The organism is Paenibacillus sp. FSL R10-2788, from assembly GCF_038003885.1.
In the GTDB taxonomy this organism is placed as follows: domain Bacteria; phylum Bacillota; class Bacilli; order Paenibacillales; family Paenibacillaceae; genus Paenibacillus_AQ; species Paenibacillus_AQ odorifer.
In genome coordinates, this window is record NZ_JBBOQA010000001.1 from 1809765 (window position 1) to 1826548 (window position 16784).

Consider the following 16784-nt stretch of genomic DNA (forward strand, 5'->3'; position numbering starts at 1 on the left):
CACATATGCGTAAATTTGAATTTTATAATCCTACCAAGCTGATTTTTGGACAGGGTACCCTTGAAGCCTTAAAGACGGAGGTTCCTAAGTACGGTAAAAATGTGCTTTTGATGTACGGTGGCGGCAGTATCAAGCGTAGCGGTTTGTACGATAAAGTAGTTGCTGAGCTGAGTTCAATAGGCGCTACAGTGACTGAACTCTCTGGAGTAGAACCCAATCCACGTCTTTCCACAGTACATAAAGGCGTAGAGCTGTGCCGGGAGCATAATATTGACCTTGTTCTCGCAGTAGGGGGCGGAAGCGTATTGGACTGTGCAAAAGCTGTTGCTGTTGGAGCGAAATATGATGGTGATATGTGGGACTTTGTAGAGCGTAAAGCAGCGGCCCAAGACGCGCTTCCACTGGGCACAGTGCTGACAATGGCTGCTACGGGATCTGAAATGAATAACGGCTCCGTAATCACAAACGAGGTTACTAAGGAAAAAATGGGCTGGGGCAGCGTGCATGCCTACCCGGCATTTTCGATTCTTGATCCAGAGAACACTTTTTCTCTGCCACGTGATCAGACCGTTTATGGCATGGTGGATATCATGTCACATGTTCTGGAGCACTATTTCCATACAGACGGCAATACACCGGTACAAGACGGTTTCTGTGAAACTTTGCTGCGCACTGTAATTGAAACCGCGCCGAAGCTTATCGAAGATCTGAATAACTACGAGCTGCGTGAGACCATCATGTACTGCGGTACGATGGCGCTTAACGGAATGGTCAGCATGGGTTTTGCCGGAGATTGGGCGACTCATAATATCGAGCATGCAGTATCGGCTGTATACGATATTCCGCATGGCGGAGGTTTGGCGATTTTGTTCCCGCAATGGATGAAATATAACCTCAGCACAAACCCTGCACGTTTCCGCAAGCTTGCGGTAAATGTGTTCGGAGTTGATCCTGCTGGCAAGACTGATGAAGAAATCGGGTTGGAGGGTATCGAGGCTCTGCGTAATTTCTGGGATTCCATCGGTGCGCCGAAGACACTTGGTGATTATGATATTGATGACAGCGAGATCGGCAGTATGGCTGACAAGGCTGTTCGTTTCGGAGCGTTTGGTAATTTCCGCAAGCTTGAGCGTGAAGATGTAGTTGAGATTTATAAAATGGCTTTGTAAGTAACTCTTCTACGGAAAGAGACCATATTTCTTTATTCTAGAAGCCGCAAAAGCATGTCAAAGAAGCGATTCCTCGTTATGGAGGAATCGCTTCTTGGTGTTTATGGTCTAGTGTGACTTGCTCCTCTTACGGTACTTTTCTGTCGCTCTCATCACAAGGTTTCGCTGCCGCTGACCGAACTCCACTGCGGCTGGCGGAACCTCCGCTGCCGCAGACCGTATCTCGCTGCGGCTGTCCAAACCTCCGCTGCCGCTATCCGAACTCCGCTGCCGCTGACCGTGTCTCGCTGCGGCTGTCCAAACCTCCGCTGCCGCTGACCGTGTCTCGCTGCGGCTGTCCAAACCTCCGGCTACCGCTGTTCACACCTCGACTGCATCTGACTAACCTCCGTTGCCGCTGACAGATACCCACTGCCGCTGACCGCTCCTCATCTATCACTGTTCGTTCCCGTAATCTAATCCGTCGACCGTCCTCCACAGTCTTACGGACCCAGCTGCCGTTATTTGCGAATTTTCAGCCTTTTGAGTAAGGTTTCGGACACCAGAGACACTATTGCTTCGAAATGACCTCATATTTGCTGGTTTCAATGCCAATAGAGGCTATGCGGTCCGATAGCATACCAAATGTCGGATAAAACGGCGAATAGGGTCTGCTGAGTCCGTTGGGCCGAAGGAGCATAAGCAGCATAAGCAGCATAAGCAGCATAGCCCCTTCATACGCGCGAGAGTGTTACCCAACCAACTAGTGTTTGTAATCTCCCTCAACTGATTCCTCTACCAATATACGGCCTACCCTTATACGCCCTACCTACGGACCCAACTGACGTTATATGCGAATTTTCAGTCTTTTGAGCAAGTTTTCGGACACCAGAGACACTATTGCTTGGAAATGCTCTTATATTTGCTGGTTTCAATGCCAATAGTGGCTATGCGGTCCGATAGCATACCAAATGTCGGATAAAACGGCAAATAGGGTCTGCTGAGTCCGATGGGCCGAAGGCGCGTAAACAGCATAACCCCTTCATACGCGCGAGAGTGTTACCAACAAAAATCAGCGCCTCAGCAACTATTGGACGGCTTTGAGAACAACCCCATCGTATGTAATAAAACAGTGTCAATGTGCGTATGCTTATCCTCTGAATGGAACTTATTTGGGTGAATATCCAAAGATTGTGAAACCAAGGACCTACTTTGTACGTTTAATGTAATATGACAGTCCTGATTGAAGACAGGAGGAAATAAAAATGCAAACGCTGTATTTAGGCTGCTTGGCGCTAGGCGTCATATTTGCCATAGTCAGCGTCCTGGTGGGCGATGTGATCGGAGATGCCTTGCATGGGGCCTTTGATTTCGTATCTGTAGATTTTCTGAATCCCACCGTGCTGGCAGGAGGAATAACCGTGTTCGGCGGAGCGGGCATTCTTCTAACCCGGTACAGCGCTCTGGAAGCTGGGGCGATCATTGCTTTGTCTTTGTTAGCCGCCGCTTTTTTGGGAGTACTTATGTATCTAGGGGTGGTTAAGCCCATGGAAAAAAGCGAAATGTCCAATGGTTTCTCAATGAGTGATCTGCCTGGTAAGATCGGGGAAATCACAATTCCTGTTCCCGCCACTGGTTATGGTGAGATTATGGTAAAGTTTGGCGCCGGCAATAGCCTGCATACGGCAGCAAGCTTTGATCATGAGCTGCTTCCGGCAGGGATTAAAGTTGTTGTAGTGGAGGTTAGAGAAGGCGTTGCATTGGTGTCAGAATTCGAAAAGAGAAGAGGAGTGGATCTTTAATGTTCGGTATTCCTGAGTATTTGTTAGTCCCTGCTGTTGTCGTTGCTGTTTTGTTTGTGCTAGGTATCGCATTCTGGGCACGTTACAAAACGGTTGGACCCGATGAAGGGATGATCGTAACGGGGTCGTTCTTAGGGAAAAATCATATTTCAGACGATGGTTCTGGTCGTAAAATAAAGATTGTACGCGGGGGCGGTGCCTTTATACTCCCAGTCTTTCAGAAGGCTGAATTTATGTCGCTTCTTTCTCATAAACTCGATGTGACGACCCCGGAAGTATACACCGAACAAGGGGTTCCGGTTATTGCCGACGGCGTAGCGATCATTAAAGTGGGTAGCTCAACGGAAGATGTGGCGACAGCTGCTGAGCAATTTATGGGCAAACCGATTGAAGCACTGAAGAGCGAAGCACAAGAAGTTCTTGAAGGTCATCTGCGGGCCATTCTCGGTTCGATGACCGTTGAGGAAGTATATCGTAACCGTGACCGCTTTGCGCAAGAGGTTCAAGGCGTGGCGGCACGTGATCTTAAGAAAATGGGTCTGCAAATTGTTTCCTTTACCATCAAGGATGTGCGAGACAAACATGGATATCTAGAGGCACTGGGTAAACCGCGGATAGCTGCTGTGAAGCGGGATGCAGAGATCGCTGAAGCAGAAGCAGTGCGGGATGCGAGAATTCAAAAGGCAAACGCAGAAGAGCAAGGGCAAAAAGCTGAGCTGCTGCGGGATACGAATATTGCCGAAGCCTCTAAGGAAAACCAGCTTAAGGTGGCTGCGTTTAAACGGGATCAGGATACAGCGAAAGCGGAAGCCGACCAGGCTTATCATATTCAAGAGGCACGTGCAAAGCAGACCGTTGTTGAAGAACAGATGAAGGTTGAGCTGGTACGTAAGGAACGTGAAATCGATTTGCAAGCCAAAGAAATTCAAGTTCGCGAGAAGCAGTATGATGCTGAAGTGAAGAAAAAAGCAGAAGCGGATCGTTATGCAGTAGAGCAAGCGGCGGAAGCCGATAAGGCGAAGAGAATGCGTGAGGCAGATGCCTTGCAATATAGTATTGAAACGCAAGCAAAAGCGACATCTGAGCAGAAGCGTCTTGAAGGTCAAGCGATGGCGGATGCAGAGCTGGCTAAAGGTACAGCGGATGCTGAGGTTATCCGGTTGCGCGGTCTAGCGGAAGCAGAAGCCAAAGAGAAACTGGCGGAAGCTTTCCAGAAATTCGGCGAAGCAGCGGTGCTCGACATCATCGTCAAAATGCTGCCTGATTTGGCTGGCCAAATTGCGAAGCCGCTGGCATCTATTGATAAACTTACCGTTGTAGATACCGGTAATGGGGAAGGTGCAGCCCGGGTCAGCAATTATGTGACTCAGCTAATGTCCACCGCTCCAGAGATGCTGAAGAGCGTCTCAGGGATTGATGTAGAGGCACTGATCAAGGGGCTGACCACTAAAGCTTCCGGAAGCAAAGGAGCATCAGTTACACCAACCGCAGCAGTTGCCCCTGCAACTTATATTCAGCCATCAGTAACATCCAGTGCAGCCAGCGAGACTTTAACTTCTCTGCCTGAACAAAAGGAAAAATAGTTTAATGCAAATTATATTGATTTAATTTACTTAAGGTATGACTGGCAAAGCTGCTGGTCATACCTTAATCTTTATGTGTTGATCTAAAACAGACAACATGATAAACAGCTCGTGCGTATACAGGTGATTTTTGGTGAAGGCTTATAGCTTATCGAAATACCATGGGAATTATTGTATAAATGGACATCGTCGCTTTCACTGGTGTTTAAAGATTTTTTCAGGTAAAATAAAAGCCTTTAAGGCTGTTCACTCTGATCTACTAGCTTAGTAAGGACACAGAGTGTTCTTCTAATATGCAATTCTTGGTGTTATGATGGTAGCAAAGCTTGTATTTATCGTACGATTTCTTATTGCGAATGCTGCTGGAAGTTAGGTGTTTAGAAATAAAAGAGGTGTCAAAAATGAGTAGCATAACAGTGGCGAAGGTGTTAAATAACAACGTTATCATTGCCCAGCATCCTCAATATTCTGAGGTTGTAGTTATCGGTAAAGGGATAGGGTTTAACCGCAAGCTGCGTGATCAGATTAATCTATCCTCCGTGGAGAAGATGTTTATTCTTCGTAGCCAGGAGGAGCAGGAACAATATAAACAGCTTCTTCCCCAAGTGGATGAGAAGTTGATTGAGGTCGTTCAAGAAATAGTATTACATATTATGCATTGTAACCGTCAGCCGCTTAATGAGCATATTCACATTGCACTTACCGACCATATTTCTTTTGCTATCCGTCGTTTTGAACAAGATATCCCAATTCATAATCCATTTTTGTATGAAACTAAGGAGATTTATCCTGAGGAATATAAGATGGCAGAATATGCGATTGGACGGATCAATGAGGCTATGGGCGTGGAATTGCCGGTGGATGAGATAGGTTTTGTGGCTCTTCATATTGTCAGCGCACTTAGTAATAGGCAAATTTCCGAGGTTAGACAACATTCTCTCTTGATTGGAGAGCTGGTTGGGTTAGTCGAGAATTATCTGGACTATCGAATCCCACGGGATTCACTTGATTACTCAAGACTGGTAACCCATCTGCGATTTGTTCTAGAAAGATTACGCCGTGGAGAGGCGGTACAAGAGACCTCAACCCTGGATGGACTCATGAAACGGGAGTATCCTGAGATGTATTCGTTGGCTTGGAAATTAACAAAAATTATCGAACAGCGTGTGCGAATTCCCGTGTATCAAGCTGAGGTAAGTTATTTGACGATTCACCTGCAGCGTATTGCCCAGAAAAAAGTGGACGAACAAGATATGGACAAGAATGGTGAAGCTCCTTAAAGTGCAAAAGTTGTAACAAATCATGGTTTCAAAAAAAACGCTTGCTACTTAAAAAAAACGATGCTACAATGTTCACTGTCATCAACAAAACAGAATATCGAGCGTGTAACTGATTCGATCAGGCATGAGTGAATTACAGTATTTTGGTTGTTAACCCCCTTCTTGGGGCAATCTAACGATAGCGTTAGATTACAACTTCTATACTGTGTTGCTCATGCCTTTTTTGGCATCTGTTTTAGTGAAATTAATGAAAGGAGTAACCTAAATGTTTAAAAAGTTGTTTGGTGTTTTACAAAGAGTTGGTAAAGCTCTGATGCTTCCAGTAGCTATTCTGCCTGCGGCAGGTTTGCTTCTTGGAATAGGAAACATGCTGGTAAACCCAGACTTCCTGCAATATGTTCCAGCACTGGAGAACCATGTTGTTCAGGCTGTTGCCAACGTATTGATGAATTCAGGACAAATTGTATTTGATAATCTAGCCTTACTCTTCGCGGTGGGGGTTGCGATAGGTTTAGCCGGGGGTGAAGGTGTTGCGGGTCTAGCTGCCATTATCGGTTTCCTCGTAATGAACATTACGATGGGTACAGTTATTGGTGTTAATGATTACGTTCTAAGCCAAGGCGACTTCTCGTATGCCAGCGTATTAGGGATTCCAACACTGCAAACAGGGGTGTTTGGAGGTATACTCGTCGGTATATTGGCTTCGGCCATGTACAAGCGATTCTTCAAAATTGAGCTTCCTTCTTACCTAGGTTTCTTCGCAGGTAAACGTTTCGTACCGATTATGACGGCGGTAACAGCTCTAATCTTGGGCTTGTTACTGACAATAGTATGGCCACCTATTCAACATGGTCTGAACTATGTGTCACAAAGTATGATTGATACGAACAAAACGCTTGCAGCGTTTATCTTCGGAACGATCGAACGTTCGCTCATTCCTTTTGGACTGCATCACATTTTCTACTCTCCATTCTGGTATGAATTTGGTACCTACGTTGATAAAGCTGGAGAATTGGTACGTGGTGACCAACGGATCTTCATGCAGCAGCTTCGCGATGGAGTAGACTTCACAGCAGGGACATTTACTACGGGTAAATATCCATTCATGATGTTTGGTCTTCCAGCAGCGGCTTTGGCTATCTATCATGAAGCTAAACCACAGAATAAAAAGATCGTCGGAAGTTTGATGATTTCCGCGGCATTGACATCGTTCTTGACAGGGATTACTGAGCCGCTCGAATTCTCGTTCCTATTCGTGGCTCCATTGCTGTTCGCTGTACATGCTGTGTTTGCAGGTCTGTCCTTTATGACTATGCATATTCTTGATGTTAAAATCGGGATGACATTCTCGGGTGGTTTTATCGATTTTGTGCTCTTCGGTATTATCCCGAACCGTACAGCTTGGTGGCTGGTTATTCCGGTAGGTCTGGCCCTTGCCTTAATTTATTACTTCGGCTTCCGGTTTGTAATTCGGAAATTCAATCTTATGACACCGGGTCGTGAAGAAGATACGAATGAAGAAGAAGAAGTGAATACGGAGTCTGTCTCCAGAGCCGGTGATGATCTACCGCGGAACATTTTGTCCGCTCTAGGTGGTAAAGAAAACATCACTCATCTAGACGCTTGTATTACCCGCCTTCGTGTTGAAGTTAAAGATAAGGCAGGCGTAGACAAGAACCGTCTTAAGAAACTTGGTGCATCAGGTGTGCTGGAAGTGGGTAATAACGTTCAAGCGATTTTTGGCACACGTTCAGACACGATTAAATCGCAGATTCAAGATGTGATTAACGGAAAGACACCTGCGGCTTCAGCAGCTCCAGTAGTGGTTACTCCAGAGCCAGAAGAAGAACAACAGGCAGGTGAAGCTGGTGAAGCGATTATCAAGGAAGATATCGTATCTCCAGTAAACGGTGAATTGTTGGATATCACAGAGGTGCCAGATCCAGTATTCTCCCAAAAAATGACGGGCGATGGCTTCGCGTTCCTATCCGAAGATGGGAAGATTGCTTCACCGGTTTACGGTAAGGTATTTAACGTGTTCCCGAGCAAACATGCCATCGGTATTATGTCTGACGGAGGCAAGGAAGTGCTCGTTCATATTGGGGTTAATACGGTTAAGCTTAAAGGTCAAGGCTTCACGGTATTAGTTGAAGAAGGCGATCTTGTAGCGGCTGGGCAACCGATTATGGAAGTGGATTTAGAGTATGTAAAAGCACATGCACCTTCTGTAATCTCACCTGTTATTTTCTCGAATTTACCAGAAGGCTCTTCTGTAACATTGAAGAAGCCGGGTAAGGTTTCTATAGGAGACCAAGACATCATTACGATTCAGTAAAAGTGCAAGGGCCGATGCTTCCTTGTTCATACAAGGAAGCGAAGCTTTCACTATAAATTTAAAATACTCTAATAACAGAAAGCGAGTTGGATAATATTATGCAAAAAACATTCAGAATTGTCGATGAAGATGGAATTCACGCACGTCCAGCAACTGCCTTGGTAAATACAGCAACAAAATTCAAAGGTACAGAAGCATTTGCAGAAGCTAAAGGTAAAAAAGTAACTTTGAAATCCATTCTTGGCGTATTGTCATTGGGTCTTGAAGCTGGAGATACTTTGTCTTTGATTACCGAAGGAAGCGAAGAAGCAGAAGCTTTGAACGCTCTTCAAGAAGTAATGATTAAAGAAGGGCTAGGGGAAATCCATGAATAAGATTTCAGGAATCGCGGCTTCAGCAGGGATTGCAGTAGCCCGTGCTTTTATCCTGAAACATCCGGATTATACGATTACGAAGACAGGTATCAGTGATACTGAAGCAGAAGTCGCTAAGTTGAATGATGCACTCGCCAAATCAAGAGTGGAGCTGCAAACGATTAAAGAGCGTACTTTGGCAGAGCTGGGAGAGAAAAAGGCTGAGATTTTCGAATCACATCTGCTTATTCTTGATGACCCAGAGCTGATCAATCCTGTAATTGATAAAATCCGTGAGGAATCGGTTAACGCGGACTATGCGCTAAACGAAGTGGCTACGCAATTCATTGAGATGTTTGAAAATATGAAGAGTGCCTATCTGCAGGAACGTGCAGCTGACATGCGTGATGTTACCAAGCGCTTGCTGAACCACCTGCTGGGCATTCATTATGTAAGTCCTGCAGAAATCAGTGAAGAAGTAATCGTGATTGCTCAAGATCTAACACCATCGGATACAGCACAGCTTAATCGTAAGTTCGTTAAAGGCTTCACAACGAACATTGGTGGACGGACTTCCCACTCTGCGATTATGGCACGTTCTTTGGAAATTCCAGCGGTTGTTGGAACTAAAACGGTTCTGTCCGAAGTGAATTCTGGCGATTTGGTGATTGTCGATGGTCTGAATGGGGACGTTCTGATCAATCCTAGCGAAGCTGAAGTGGCAGAGTACACTCGCAAGCAGGAAGCTTACGACTTGCAAATCGCAGAATGGAAGAAACTTCGCGACGAACCAACAGTATCAGCAGACGGTAAACATGTTGAGCTAGCTGCCAATATTGGTACACCAAATGATGTGAATGGTGTAATTGAGAATGGTGGCGAAGGTGTAGGTCTGTACCGCACTGAGTTCCTTTACATGGGTCGCGATAAGCTGCCTTCTGAGGAAATCCAATATAACGCCTACCGTACTGTACTTGAGAACATGAAGGGTAAGCCGGTAGTCGTACGTACCCTGGATATCGGTGGCGATAAAGAGCTGCCTTATCTGGACCTTCCGAAGGAAATGAATCCTTTCCTTGGTTTCCGTGCGATCCGTCTGTGCTTGGATCGTCAGGATATTTTCCGTACTCAACTACGTGCATTACTAAGAGCAAGTGTTCACGGGGATCTTCGCATTATGTTCCCTATGATAGCTACGCTTGGTGAATTCCGTGCTGCGCGTGATCTTTTGCTCGAAGAGAAAGCTAAGCTTCGGGAAGAAGGTAAGGAAGTATCAGACAACATTCAGCTCGGCATAATGGTTGAGATTCCATCAACTGCTGTACTGGCTGACCAGTTTGCTAAGGAAGTTGATTTCTTCAGTATCGGTACGAATGATCTTATTCAATATACAATGGCTGCTGACCGTATGAATGAACAGGTATCTTACCTGTATCAGCCTTACAATCCAGCCATCCTGCGTTTGGTCAAAAATGTAATTGATGCAGCCCATGCAGAAGGTAAATGGACAGGGATGTGTGGTGAAATGGCTGGTGACGCAACAGCTATTCCGCTGCTACTGGGTCTTGGTCTTGACGAATTCAGCATGAGTGCAACTTCCATTCTGCCAGCGCGCAGTCAAATTTCTAAATTGTCGGCTGCCGACATGAAGGATTTGGCTGCAAAAGCTTTGCAGCTTGGCACGGCTGAAGAAGTAGCTGCACTTGTTCAAAGTATCGCTAAGTAACTTTTAACGCATGCATTAATCCGTTTTAGCGTTCTACTGTTTTCCAACTACTATTGCCGACTTCCGATGGCTGGAGGTCGGCTTTTTTATGTTTTTTAATCTATAATTTACTTTAATTCGACCTCATTTACTGTTCACTGTTTATTTTCTTTATTGCGCAGATGTCTATACCGATAGTATTAGTAATGAGCATAAAGTCGATAAGGAACCCAAACCTATAAATATGTCGTACATATAATAGTAAGGATCCATAGAAAGTTTATACTCCATTTGCCGACTTGCAGCGCTGTGCAAGTATTAATATGTAATGAATTGGTAATATATGGACTTATAAGCAACCCCACAGGTTAGGTGGGGAGCCATAGGATGGTGTTAATTCATGAGTAAAAATTATATAAATGCAGAATTGATGATGGAAGTCTATGAGGGTAAGGATTTAGGCTTGACGTATTCAACGGAGTACAGTGTCTTTAAAGTCTGGGCACCTACGGCTCTTGCTGTGTCCCTTGTCCTGTACGAAACAGGTGGTTATCGACTGAATGCTGAGTCACATAAGAGTGTTGTGGACAGTGGTCGGATTGTATATATGCAGCGTAGTAATGGCGGAGTCTGGCAGACCAAGTTATCAGGTGATCTAAAAGGGAAATATTATATGTACCGTGCTGTTTTTGCAGATGGTAATGTGACAGAAGCAGTAGATCCTTATGCAACAGCCGTATCAGCTAATGGTTTAAGATCGGCAATCGTTAATTTGCAGGATACGAATCCAGAACATTGGGATCAGGATGTAGCGCCTCCGTTACAGCATCCTGCCGACGCAGTGATTTATGAACTGCATGTTCGTGATTTCTCCTCACATGAGAGCTCTGGTATGTATTATAAGGGTAAATTCAAAGCATTTACCGAATTTGGATTAAAGGATCCGGCAGGAAATACAGTGGGGATTGATCATCTGGCTGAATTAGGGATTACCCATGTTCATCTGATGCCGGTATTTGATTTTCAGACCGTGGATGAGCTGAAGGTGGTTAATCGGGGTTCCTCCATAGCTAATGTGGACTACAATTGGGGGTATGATCCCCAGCATTATAATGTACCTGAAGGATCTTACAGCACCGATCCTGCCAATCCTGGCTTGCGGATCCGTGAATTTAAAGAAGTGGTGCAGGCCTTGCACAGCCGCGGGATCGCGGTAATTATGGATGTCGTTTACAACCACACTTATGCTGTGGAGAATGGACCTTTTGAGCCGCTTGTCCCAGATTATTTCTATCGCCGCGATTTTATGGGACGTTTGTCGAATGGCTCCGGGGTTGGCAATGAGCTGGCTACAGAACGTCCGATGGTCCGAAAATTTATTAAAGACTCCCTATCTTATTGGGCTGCGGAATATCATATCGATGGTTTCCGGTTTGATCTGATGGGTCTGATGGACAGTGTTACCATGCGGGAGATTACGGAAGAGCTCCGTCTAGAAGTGAATCCGAATCTGTTGCTTTACGGTGAACCTTGGACGGGTGGAGATTCTCCGCTGGCCACTAAAACGCTAAAAGGTGTACAACGGGGCAAGGGTTATGCTGTCTTCAACGATAACTTTCGTTCAGCGATCAAAGGGGATAGTGATGGCTTCGGAAGAGGGTTCGTGACAGGCGAATACGGCAAAGAAGGTGCTATTGCAGCCGGAATTAAAGGAGCAATTCATGAGTTTACGGACTCGCCTGTGGAATCTGTGAACTATGTAACTGCCCATGATAATTTGAATTTATGGGATAAGTTGCTTATCGTTCAAGGGGGGAGCCAGAAAGCTGATTTTCCGGTAATCGCCAACATGGATAACGAGGATCTTGAAGATGCAGTGGCCCTTGCCAATCCATACGTGAATGTAGATCCGGAGAACATTCTCGGTAATGAAACTGTACGTCGTTCCTTGCTTGCTAACGGAATTATTCTGACATCGCAAGGGATACCTTTCCTGCATGCTGGAGATGAGCTCCTGCGCAGTAAATTTGGGGATCATAACAGCTACCGCAGCGGTGACGCGATCAACTCGATCCGCTGGAATATGAAAAGCGTATTTAAGCCCGTATTTCAATATTATAAAGGCCTGATCGAGCTGCGGCGCACACATCCGGCATTTCGTCTGCATGGCCGCCAGGAAATTGAACGTTCGTTGGAATTTCTGCGATGTGATGGCGGAATAGTATCGTATTTTCTTAGAGGCCATGCAGGAGGCGATCTTTGGAACAATATAACCGTTATCTTCAATGCTAATAATGATCGAATGACGGTGGCTCTTCCTGAGATTTCTAACGGGTGGAGTATAGTAGTAGACCATACCCATGCAGGTACAGAAGCCCTCCGCAGGATCGAAGGCAATGAGGTAGAGGTGGAAGGGTTGTCGATGATGGTCCTTTATGATGAATGTGGTGAGCCAGCCCCACGCTCTAAAATCATCGAAATACACTATGAACGCCCAGATCGGAATTACCAAGGCTGGAATCTTTGGGTTTGGGATACAGGAATCCAGGATGGACAATGCGATTTCCGTTATATGGAGAACGGGCGTGCAGTAGCCCGCATCGAAGTGCTGCCAGATACCCAATCCATCGGATATATTTTGCGGCTTAATGATTGGGAAGAAAAAGATGGAGACGGAGACCGCTTCATTGATTGTTCTACGAATGGAGAGTTAACCAAGGTCTTAGTCCGGGATCGTGAACAGGAGATTGATGGAATTTCAGAGGATCATCTTCGGTTAAGCAGTTAGTGGCAATACAAAAAAAGCTGTTTCAGGGTTGATTGTATCCTGAGACAGCTTTTTATTTGGTTTTATGGTTTTACAATGGTCTGGTCAGCAAACTCTTCGTCCACAAGCTCATAGTAAAGATTGGCTTTATTGCCACCATGGTCTTTGGAGCGGTACATCGCCAAATCGGCGGCACGCAGCAGTTCATTGATACTGCTTCCATGTTCAGGAAATAAAGCTACTCCGATACTCGCGGAGGTGTGGAAGCTGGACCCGTTATCAACAGACCAAGACTTATTGAACAGTTTAAGTAACCGCTGCAGCGTTTCATCAAGCATCTCTGGAGAAGTGAATCGATGCAGTACAACTGCGAATTCATCTCCGCCGATCCGGAAGGCCTGACCTATTCCTTTGACTGTATGCTGAAGTTCACGGGAGAGCAGCTGAAGAAATTCGTCTCCAGCCAGATGGCCTAAGGTATCATTTAGCTGCTTGAATCTGTCACAATCCAGCAGGGCCAGTGCAATTTTTTGCTTCCGTTCTTCGGGTTGTGTGATAAGGTTCTCCATATACATTTTGAAATGAGCCCTGTTGGGAATCGCTGTTAAATGATCATAGAAGGCTAGCTTATGTAGTCGTTCTTCGTATTGTTTTCGCTGGGTAATTTCTCGAGATAACAGCATGAATTGTGCTGGGAATTTACGGCTGCCGAGAACAGGTGACACCTTAGTTTCAAGCCATACCCATTGGCCTTCTGCTCCGCGCATGCGCAGTTCTGAAATGCGCGGGGTTCCCTGAACCACGCTCTTTAATTTAGCCCAGGCAATCTCCGGTTCACGTATATAGTTGGATAACGGATCTCCTTTTTTAGGCACATAGCCTAGAATACTGGAGTGTGAGGGGGAAGCGTATAGAATCAACCCGTTAGGATCCGTCAAAATAATGAAATCAGACATGGTTTCACCGATTAGCTGATAAAGTGTTTGTTCTTCCAGCATTTCATTCTGGAGCCAGATGATTTTGCGTCCAAGGTAAATAATGACCAGGAGAAACACAAGTAAGAGGAGCGAATACAGGGAGAACAAAGCGCTTTTTTTATCCTTAAAACCGTCCGTTACTTGCAAGGCGTAGTTGCCAATCAAGTCCTCTGCTTGATCGAGATATGCTCTAGCTTCATTGAATTGCGAGTTTAGGGTGAGCGCAGAATATGAATCCGGATTCCAGCTACTCTTCGTCCGTTCCGTTATTAGCGTATGCCCTGAATTTTTCCACATGACAATAGTAGTTTCAAAGGAGCGCAGCTCGTTTTTTAATTCGGAAAGGATAATTCCACTTTGTTTCATATCACTGTAAGGTTTTTTTATAGCGTTGATATTTGCTCTTGCTAGACTTATTCGTTCCTGCGCTTGAAGATTATTATCTATAAACTCCGTAGTGAACTGTTCACCTTCCGCGGCTGTTAGGTTTGGGCCCATTGCGATTTGCAAGGCTACAGCAGCTTGATGCAGATCACGATCGGCGCTTAGTATGAGCTTAGAGTTCTGATATATATCATCATAAAGAGAATCTGACAATCTATTAATAGTGTGATTTAAATAGAGTAGCGAGGACACGCTGATCCCGACCAGAAGGACGGAGATTGCAGCGAAGACATAGAATAGTTTGCGTGTTACCTTGAATTCGAAGAACCCTGCCACAGTCATCTTCTCCCTGTATAAGATGATTAAGTAAATCTATTGCTGCTTAAGTAGAACCTGCAGAAGTCAATCTATGGTCAGGCGTAATTTAACTCAGTCACTGATGTTTGAAGGTGCTTATGGGAATAAAAGAGGTGTTGTATACATAGTGGGAAAACATAGGAAAGTGTACGTGTGAGTAAATGGTAGTTTCTAGTATATCAAGTATATAGGACGTGCTGCTTATAGAGCAATCTTTACTCATAATAATCCAAAAGACAAAATTTAAAGTTTAATGTATGGGCCTATTGAATTATCTATATTCAAACCGATGGATCCTATTACCCCACTCGATCATAAATGATACGGCTTACAGCTGCTGAAAAAAACTGCCCTTAGTCATAATGACTACAGGAAAGCTAATCATTCATTATTCGTTACGCAGTGCGTGAATGGGGTGAAGTCGTGCGGCTTTGTTCGCAGGCATCATTCCAAAAATCACGCCTGCCCGCCCCGATGCCAATCCAGCTTGTCAAAACGACAGATTTTGCATATAATAAAGAGACATATCTCTTGTAGTAAAGAGATACCTGACAATTAGCATGAATTGTGAAATGCAGTGATGGAGAAGAGTACACAGTGCCTGACTTACAGGGAGGAGACGCCGCGGATTGAGAGCGTTTCTAAGAAGCAGAGCTGTCGAAGTTCACTCCGGAGCAGTTCCCTGAATTCCTTAAGCTGTCTAATAGGGAAGGGTAGGGGATACCGGTCACAGACCGTTATTTCTGTATAAAGTGAGATAGGTATCTGTCCAGCCAAAAGAGGGAATGAAGCTCTTAAGGGGAACAGATCAGCTTGTCTAACAAGGGTGGTACCACGGTCTTTTCGTCCCTTACCGGGAGGAAAGGCCTTTTTTTGTTGAACTAGACAATGATTGAAGGGGGCTGTACACGGCCATGAAAGAGAAGTTGGAAGCATTGAAGGTTGAAGCGCTGGCTAAGCTGCAGGAGGTTATGGATCCGCAGGTACTAAATGATTTAAGAGTGAAGTATCTCGGTAAAAAAGGTGAGCTTACAGAGGTTCTGCGCGGTATGGGAGGACTTAGTGCTGAGGAGCGTCCGGTAATCGGGCAAGTGGCGAATCAGGTTCGCAGTGCTATTGAGGAGATTATCGGCGCGAAGCAGGAGGCTTTTCAAGAGCAGGAAACCCAGCAACGTCTGCAGGCTGAAAAAGTAGACGTAACCTTACCGGGTCGCCGTTTACAGCAAGGGGGCATTCACCCGCTTAGCAGAGTCGTACAGGAGATTGAGGATATTTTTACCGGCATGGGCTACCGTGTAGCTGAAGGTCCGGAAGTGGAGACCGATTATTATAACTTTGAAGCTCTAAATCTGCCTAAGAATCACCCGGCACGTGATATGCAGGATTCTTTCTATTTAACAGATGACCTGCTAATGCGCACTCAAACCTCGCCAGTACAGATTCGTACTATGCAGGCTATGAACGGTGAAGCTCCTGTTAAAATCATCTGTCCGGGTAAAGTATTCCGCCGTGATGATGATGATGCAACGCATTCCTTCCAGTTCCACCAAATCGAAGGTTTGGTCATTGGAAGTAACATTCGAATGAGTGATCTGAAGGGCACCCTGCAACAATTTGTGCAGGAGATGTTTGGACCGAATACAGGCATTCGTCTTCGTCCGAGCTTTTTCCCATTCACGGAGCCAAGTGTTGAAGTAGACGTAAGCTGCTTCAAATGTGGTGGCGATGGCTGCAGACTATGCAAGCAAAGTGGATGGTTAGAAATCCTTGGCGCAGGTATGGTACACCCGAATGTACTGAAAATGGGTGGCTATGATCCTGCTGAATACAGCGGCTTCGCCTTCGGAATGGGTGTAGAGCGGATTGCAATGCTTAAATACGGCATCGATGACATCCGTCATTTCTATAGTAATGATATGAGTTTTGTGAAGCAGTTCAAGGGCGTTTAGTTATTGTGGTGCGCTAGCTGATAGTGGCTGGAGAATGGGTTTTGGAGCATTTGATTTCCTTGTAGGGACCGTCCTTAATAGTGTGTAGCTGAAATTGAGTGCACTTCATCCGTTCTTCCACAGGAAGCAGCACGAACGACAGTG

General features: G+C 45.4%; 11 protein-coding genes and 1 other annotated feature. Of the genes, 9 read left to right on the top strand and 2 right to left on the bottom strand.

Annotated elements, in window-relative coordinates; genetic code table 11:
• The first annotated feature begins 5 nt into the window (after positions 1–5).
• The gene (locus tag NSQ50_RS07875; RefSeq protein ID WP_036680996.1) at positions 6–1169 is read left to right on the top strand and encodes an iron-containing alcohol dehydrogenase; all 1164 of its coding nucleotides are present in this window, start codon (positions 6–8) and stop codon (positions 1167–1169) included.
• A gap of 108 nt (positions 1170–1277) precedes the next feature.
• Here the strand turns inward: NSQ50_RS07875 and NSQ50_RS07880 are convergent, their stop codons facing one another.
• Positions 1278–1511, bottom strand: a complete 234-nt coding sequence (locus tag NSQ50_RS07880) for a hypothetical protein (RefSeq protein ID WP_076141375.1) — start codon at positions 1509–1511, stop codon at positions 1278–1280.
• 902 nt (positions 1512–2413) lie between these two features.
• Between NSQ50_RS07880 and NSQ50_RS07885 the strand changes: the two genes are divergently transcribed.
• From NSQ50_RS07885 to pulA, 7 genes are all read left to right on the top strand, one after another.
• Positions 2414–2950, top strand: coding sequence for a hypothetical protein (locus NSQ50_RS07885; RefSeq protein WP_036683577.1), 537 nt, complete (start codon positions 2414–2416; stop codon positions 2948–2950).
• Positions 2950–4533, top strand: coding sequence for a flotillin family protein (locus NSQ50_RS07890; RefSeq protein WP_081383764.1), 1584 nt, complete (start codon positions 2950–2952; stop codon positions 4531–4533). Before NSQ50_RS07885 ends, NSQ50_RS07890 begins: the two co-directional genes overlap by 1 nt.
• A 401-nt stretch (positions 4534–4934) precedes the next feature.
• The gene (gene glcT / locus NSQ50_RS07895) at positions 4935–5813 is read left to right on the top strand and encodes a glucose PTS transporter transcription antiterminator GlcT (protein ID WP_036683575.1); all 879 of its coding nucleotides are present in this window, start codon (positions 4935–4937) and stop codon (positions 5811–5813) included.
• 265 nt (positions 5814–6078) lie between these two features.
• Positions 6079–8148, top strand: coding sequence for a glucose-specific PTS transporter subunit IIBC (gene ptsG / locus NSQ50_RS07900; RefSeq protein ID WP_036683572.1), 2070 nt, complete (start codon positions 6079–6081; stop codon positions 8146–8148).
• Between the two features lie 98 nt (positions 8149–8246).
• Positions 8247–8522, top strand: coding sequence for an HPr family phosphocarrier protein (locus NSQ50_RS07905; protein WP_036683569.1), 276 nt, complete (start codon positions 8247–8249; stop codon positions 8520–8522).
• Entirely contained in the window at positions 8515–10227 is a 1713-nt protein-coding gene (ptsP, locus tag NSQ50_RS07910; protein ID WP_036683566.1) for a phosphoenolpyruvate--protein phosphotransferase, read from the top strand. Before NSQ50_RS07905 ends, ptsP begins: the two co-directional genes overlap by 8 nt.
• A gap of 379 nt (positions 10228–10606) precedes the next feature.
• Positions 10607–12994: a type I pullulanase gene (gene pulA / locus NSQ50_RS07915; protein WP_051491296.1), complete on the top strand. Its 2388-nt coding sequence runs from the start codon at positions 10607–10609 to the stop codon at positions 12992–12994.
• A 62-nt stretch (positions 12995–13056) separates the two neighbouring features.
• On the opposite strand, the gene NSQ50_RS07920 is transcribed toward pulA, so the two are convergent.
• Positions 13057–14670 (bottom strand): sensor domain-containing diguanylate cyclase, encoded by a 1614-nt coding sequence (locus NSQ50_RS07920; RefSeq protein WP_076146961.1) that lies wholly within the window; start codon positions 14668–14670, stop codon positions 13057–13059.
• Positions 14671–15259: 589 nt separating this feature from the next.
• Positions 15260–15545, top strand: a binding site (T-box leader).
• A 60-nt stretch (positions 15546–15605) separates the two neighbouring features.
• On the opposite strand from NSQ50_RS07920, the gene pheS reads away from it, so the two are divergent.
• Positions 15606–16640 carry a phenylalanine--tRNA ligase subunit alpha gene (gene pheS, locus NSQ50_RS07925; RefSeq protein ID WP_036683561.1) on the top strand — a complete coding sequence of 345 codons (1035 nt, stop codon included), beginning with the start codon at positions 15606–15608 and terminating at the stop codon, positions 16638–16640.
• Positions 16641–16784: the final 144 nt, after the last annotated feature.

What these genes read in the sequence shown, in the direction of transcription:
- pheS (WP_036683561.1), top strand. Translation starts at nt 15,606, where the DNA reads ATGAAAGAGAAGTTGGAAGCATTGAAGGTTGAAGCGCTGGCTAAGCTG.
- pulA (WP_051491296.1), top strand. Translation starts at nt 10,607, where the DNA reads ATGAGTAAAAATTATATAAATGCAGAATTGATGATGGAAGTCTATGAG.
- NSQ50_RS07875 (WP_036680996.1), top strand. Translation starts at nt 6, where the DNA reads ATGCGTAAATTTGAATTTTATAATCCTACCAAGCTGATTTTTGGACAG.
- NSQ50_RS07905 (WP_036683569.1), top strand. Translation starts at nt 8,247, where the DNA reads ATGCAAAAAACATTCAGAATTGTCGATGAAGATGGAATTCACGCACGT.
- NSQ50_RS07890 (WP_081383764.1), top strand. Translation starts at nt 2,950, where the DNA reads ATGTTCGGTATTCCTGAGTATTTGTTAGTCCCTGCTGTTGTCGTTGCT.
- ptsG (WP_036683572.1), top strand. Translation starts at nt 6,079, where the DNA reads ATGTTTAAAAAGTTGTTTGGTGTTTTACAAAGAGTTGGTAAAGCTCTG.
- ptsP (WP_036683566.1), top strand. Translation starts at nt 8,515, where the DNA reads ATGAATAAGATTTCAGGAATCGCGGCTTCAGCAGGGATTGCAGTAGCC.
- NSQ50_RS07885 (WP_036683577.1), top strand. Translation starts at nt 2,414, where the DNA reads ATGCAAACGCTGTATTTAGGCTGCTTGGCGCTAGGCGTCATATTTGCC.
- glcT (WP_036683575.1), top strand. Translation starts at nt 4,935, where the DNA reads ATGAGTAGCATAACAGTGGCGAAGGTGTTAAATAACAACGTTATCATT.